Genomic DNA, 4705 nt, shown 5'->3' with positions numbered 1-4705 from the left:
AATGAATTGATGGTTCTGTTGCGAAGTTAGAAAATCAAACGCGCTCTCACTGAACTCCAAATATCTTAGGCTGGTATACCCATTAATACCTTAATTTCAGTCGACACCGAAAATCCGAAGAGCGTTCCATTTCTTCGGTTCTTTTTGTATATTCCTCGAATTGTTTCCATGCCCTTAATCGTGGTTGAGGCAGTTCGTAGACTTCGATAAAATTTATTGCGTCGTTTGATTGGTCGATGGTCTTGCTCAATGAGGTTATTGAGATACTTCACGGTTCGATGCTCTGTCTTAGTATATAAACCGTTACTCTGTAACTTTCTAAATGCAGAACCAATAGAGGGCGCTTTATCCTTGACAATTACTCTTGGTTGACCAAACTGTTTATGTAGTCGTTTCAAGAACGCATAAGCAGCTTGAGTATCCCGTTTCTTGCGTAGCCAAATATCCAGTGTCATGCCTTCTGAGTCGATTGCACGATAGAGATAATGCCACTTCCCTTTAATTTTAATATAAGTTTCGTCCATTTTCCACGAATAAAAGGACTGTCTATTTTTCTTTTTCCAGATTTGATAGATCAGCTTACCATATTCTTGAACCCAACGGTAAATTGTCGTATGAGAAACGTTAATGCCACGATCATATAAGATTTCTTGAACTTCACGATAGCTAAGGTTATAACGAAGATAGTAGCCCACGGCTACAATAATCACATCCTGCTGAAATTGCTTTTCTTTAAAATGATTCATCGTCATTCCTCCTGCTATCTTTTTCTATTATTCTACCTTATTTGATAGTAGATTTAAAACTTTGCAACAGAACCCTATATTCGTTACAATGGTTATGGGAAGTTTTTCAAAAGGTTAAGAAAAGCTTACGGGGGTTTTTGAAATCAAAAAGTAGTAGGGGACGATAAAATGAAACATACACACAAAATCATATTGGCTGTCACTTCTGTATGCACTGTTATTATTCTAGGTGTAAGTATCTTTTTTGTTACACAAGCAGTAACAAACAATAAATTAGAAAACACTAGTCAAACAACTCAACACTCAAGCAGCAGCTCAAAACCTGTTGAAGATAAACAAACGACGAAACAGCTTGATCAAGCAAAACAGCTTGCTGCAAGTTATCATTATGATGAAGCCATCGCCTTACTTGAAAAAGACGACGCCAAAGAAGCGCAACAATTGTTAGCAACTTTGAAAAAAGAAAAAGAATCCTTGGTAAAATGGGAAGACCCGACCAAAATCTCACACGTCTTCTTTCATAGTCTGATTGTTGATCCAGCTAAGGCTTTTCATACCCAGCAAGCACAAGGGTATAAAGATTATATGGTCACTATTTCCGAATTCAATAAAACCATTGATCAGTTATATAAAAATAACTATGTTCTTGTTAATCTAAATGGATTAGTCAAAAAAGGAACAGATGGAAAACTGACCTTTACAGGTGTTTCTCTTCCAGAAGGAAAGAAACCGTTAATTCTTTCGCAAGACGATGTCAGCTATTATGAATACATGGACAATTCAGGATTTCCAAGTAAGTTGATTGTCGATAAACAGAACCAAATCAAGAATATTTATATCGACAATAAGAAGGAAACTGTTGGTGACTATGATATGGTTCCATTGATCGATTCATTCATTAAAAAACATCCCGATTTTTCTTATCAAGGCGCCAAAGGAACATTAGCTTTAACAGGCTATAATGGTGTATTAGGTTACCGTACATCAAAATCAGAATATGGTGATAACGAAAAAACAAACAAAGAAATCGAAGCAGCCAAAAAAGTTGCTGATCAATTAAAGAAAGATGGTTGGAGTTTTGCTTCTCATACTTGGGGACACTTGAATATGACACAAGCTTCTTTAGCCGATATCCAACAAGATAATGAACGTTGGCAAAATGAAGTTGCACCTATTTTAGGCAAAACAAATATTTTGATCTACCCATTTGGCGCTGACATCAGCGATTGGCAACCTTATTCTGAAGCAAATCAAAAATTTGCTTACTTGAAACAACAAGGATTTGATATCTTCTGCAATGTCGATGCCTCAACTCCTGCATGGGGACAACTAGGAACTGACTACTACCGTAACGCCAGAATCAATATTGACGGTATCCGTTTCGAAGCTGACCTAAAAGGAGAAAATCCAATACTTGATCAATTTATCAACGTCAAAGAAGTGTATGACCAAAAAGATCGAGGATAGAGGTTGTGAAAGAAGCGTCCAGCTCCGCCGACAATAAGTAGGAATTAACTATCTAGGAACGCATACCATGCGTAAAACAGGCGCTTATAAGGTCTATACCCAGTCAAACTATAATATTGGTTTAGTGATGCATTTATTAAACCATTCAAGTGAAGCCATGACCTTAACGTATCTTGGATTAGATCAAGCTAGTCGAGAAACGATGTTAGACCAAATTGATTTTGGGTAATGAATGTTTAGAACTTAGTAGTCGTCCAAAAACAACTACTTTTTTTGTTGAATCGTCCAAGGACGATTCGATGCTTTTGACTTGTAAGAACAGGATTGAATGAAGCCATACTGTTCGCATATTTTTAGTGGATGAACAAACAAAATACGAGAGATTTTTTGTTCGTTCATCCAAAAAGAGGGACGATTTCGGAAGAAGAAAATCGTCCCTCTTTTTCTTCTTTTTGTATGACAAAAAGAAAGATCTTTTGCCCATTTTATTTTTATAAAATGGGTAGGTGGCGTTTGCGTAAAGCAAATCGACACAATCCAAAGGGGATAAAAGGGGAAAGTGAAACTTCCCCCTTTTCAAGCCACATTGTAATACAAGAACGAAGTAATTTGTATTACAATGTGATAGCTTACAGCAGTATTTATGGGTTTATATTTGCTATTTTGTTGTGAGGATTGTAACCGAATAGGGCGCAATGCTTATTACAAAATCAATGACAAAGGGCGATTGAGGAATGAGCGCTGGGGCATTTTATCTTTGAGGAAGTTCTTGATGGATCAGAAAAATGTATCACAAATTGAAACAAAGACTCACTCATTTAAGAGACGCTACTAGCATGAAATTTTGTTGTTGCGATAAGCAACTTCTGATACACGATTTTTAGCCATTACATCACTCGTTTTTAGAGTGATGTGTAAGTGCGCATTGCACTCTTTTTTTACGAAACAAGCCGACCAGCGTTTGAAACTTTTTAGTTTTTCATCATTCTATTTTAAAACGCTCTAAAACTCGATTTAAGCGACTTTAATTCGAAACTGTCTATTTGTTCAAAGGGAACATTAAGAATGCTTAAACGAGCTTTTAAGTGGGTTTAAAGTGATTTTGAATTGAATAGCTTGTTTTAAGTTGTAAAAAAACAAGTTAAACAAAGTATAGGTTTTCCATTTAAGGGTTGTTAGGGCTTGCCCTGACCGTCTGTAAGACGCTTGATTGCAAAGTATGAGTATTTAGCTAGTCAAATAGTTAAAACAGCGTATACGAGCAATTAGAGGGAATCCAAGAAAGTCCTAAGAGAGGGTTTGATCTTTTCTTTTAGCGAGTGCGAGTGAACGCTGCAAGTAAAATGTGAGCGTGGTTTTCGCTCACTCCTTTTTTTGATGATTTTGACTTTGGATTTTACATTTTTGAAAAAAATAAAAAAAGGCGAAGCCTATATATATATTTATCATATATATTTTAATCTTTTATTCTTTTGCGTCAAAAAAAAGTGAGTGTTTTCAAGGGTTTATAGAATTATATAAGTACAAAAAACTATGTACATAAGTACAAAAAACTATGTACATAAGTACAAAAAACTATGTACATAAGTACTTTTTTGTTAGGTAAGTACTTATGTTGTGGTATAATAAAAGCATGAAGAACAATTCTTTGGTCAGATTTTCTTCATGCCTATCTAAAATCACTCACAAAGGAGCAGTTTTCTATGTCTAGTATACCAAAAAATGAACAAAATCAGAAGCAGGTGCAAATCTTGAACGAATTATCAAAACGAAAAGTAGTGGAGCATAATTCTTTAATCACATCTATTGCCAAAATGGATAAAACCCCACTGAAAATGTTTGAATTAGCCGTATCGTGCATTGATACAGAAGAACCACCAAAAGATCATACGGTTTATTTGTCAAAAGCAGAACTGTTTGCCTTTTTTAAAGTGGACGACAGCAATAAACACACACGTTTTAAACAGGCAGTCGAGAATATGCAGAAACAAGCCTTTTTCAAAATTAAAGAAAAAAAAGAACATGGATTTGAATTTGAAAATATTGTGCCGATTCCCTATGTTAAGTGGACGGATTATCATGATGAGGTAACGATCCGATTTAGTCCTGAAATTATGCCGTATTTAATCAATTTAAAACAAAATTTCACGCAACACGCTTTGTCTGATCTTGCAGAACTCAATAGCAAGTATTCCATTATCTTGTATCGCTGGTTATCTATGAATTATAACCAGTACGAGCATTATAGTTACAAGGGCGGGCGCCGAGAAGAACAAGTGGAAGCCTACCGCAATCCTTCAATTTCCATGCGAGAATTACGAGAAATGACGGACACGGTCAATGAATACAAATTATTCACTAACTTTAGCAAGAAAGTTTTAGATAAACCCCTTGAAGAAATCAATGATCGGACCTCATTTAATATTGCCTATGAGAAAGTGAAAAAAGGTAAAAGCATTGATTCTATTGTCTTTCATATCACGAATAAACGT

At 35.5% G+C, this 4705-nt stretch carries 4 protein-coding genes; 3 read left to right on the top strand and 1 reads right to left on the bottom strand.

From position 1 onward, the window contains the following. Nucleotides 1–65: 65 nt before the first annotated feature. Nucleotides 66–746 carry an IS6 family transposase gene (locus ABT053_RS43190; protein WP_350977986.1) on the bottom strand — a complete coding sequence of 227 codons (681 nt, stop codon included), beginning with the start codon at nucleotides 744–746 and terminating at the stop codon, nucleotides 66–68. 168 nt (nucleotides 747–914) lie between these two features. On the opposite strand from ABT053_RS43190, the gene ABT053_RS43185 reads away from it, so the two are divergent. The 3 genes from ABT053_RS43185 to ABT053_RS43175 form a co-directional block, all read left to right on the top strand. Then, a complete protein-coding gene (locus ABT053_RS43185; protein WP_014017385.1) occupies nucleotides 915–2213 on the top strand; it encodes a polysaccharide deacetylase family protein in 1299 nt (432 codons plus the stop codon). Between the two features lie 360 nt (nucleotides 2214–2573). Then, nucleotides 2574–2885, top strand: coding sequence for a hypothetical protein (locus ABT053_RS43180; RefSeq protein ID WP_350977985.1), 312 nt, complete (start codon nucleotides 2574–2576; stop codon nucleotides 2883–2885). A gap of 1031 nt (nucleotides 2886–3916) precedes the next feature. Continuing rightward, nucleotides 3917–4705, top strand: a 789-nt coding sequence (locus ABT053_RS43175; RefSeq protein WP_350977983.1) for a replication initiation protein, incomplete at its 3' end; no start/stop codon positions are given.

It is taken from the genome of Streptosporangium sp. NPDC002524 (genome assembly GCF_040295985.1).
Lineage (GTDB): Bacteria > Actinomycetota > Actinomycetes > Streptosporangiales > Streptosporangiaceae > Streptosporangium.
Note: the sequence above shows the minus strand (reverse complement) of the source record. Positions and strands in the feature narration are given on the sequence as shown.

Bases quoted from the DNA above. Each gene is read 5' to 3' on its own strand.
- ABT053_RS43190 (WP_350977986.1), bottom strand. From the start codon at position 746: ATGAATCATTTTAAAGAAAAGCAATTTCAGCAGGATGTGATTATTGTA.
- ABT053_RS43180 (WP_350977985.1), top strand. From the start codon at position 2,574: ATGAACAAACAAAATACGAGAGATTTTTTGTTCGTTCATCCAAAAAGA.
- ABT053_RS43185 (WP_014017385.1), top strand. From the start codon at position 915: ATGAAACATACACACAAAATCATATTGGCTGTCACTTCTGTATGCACT.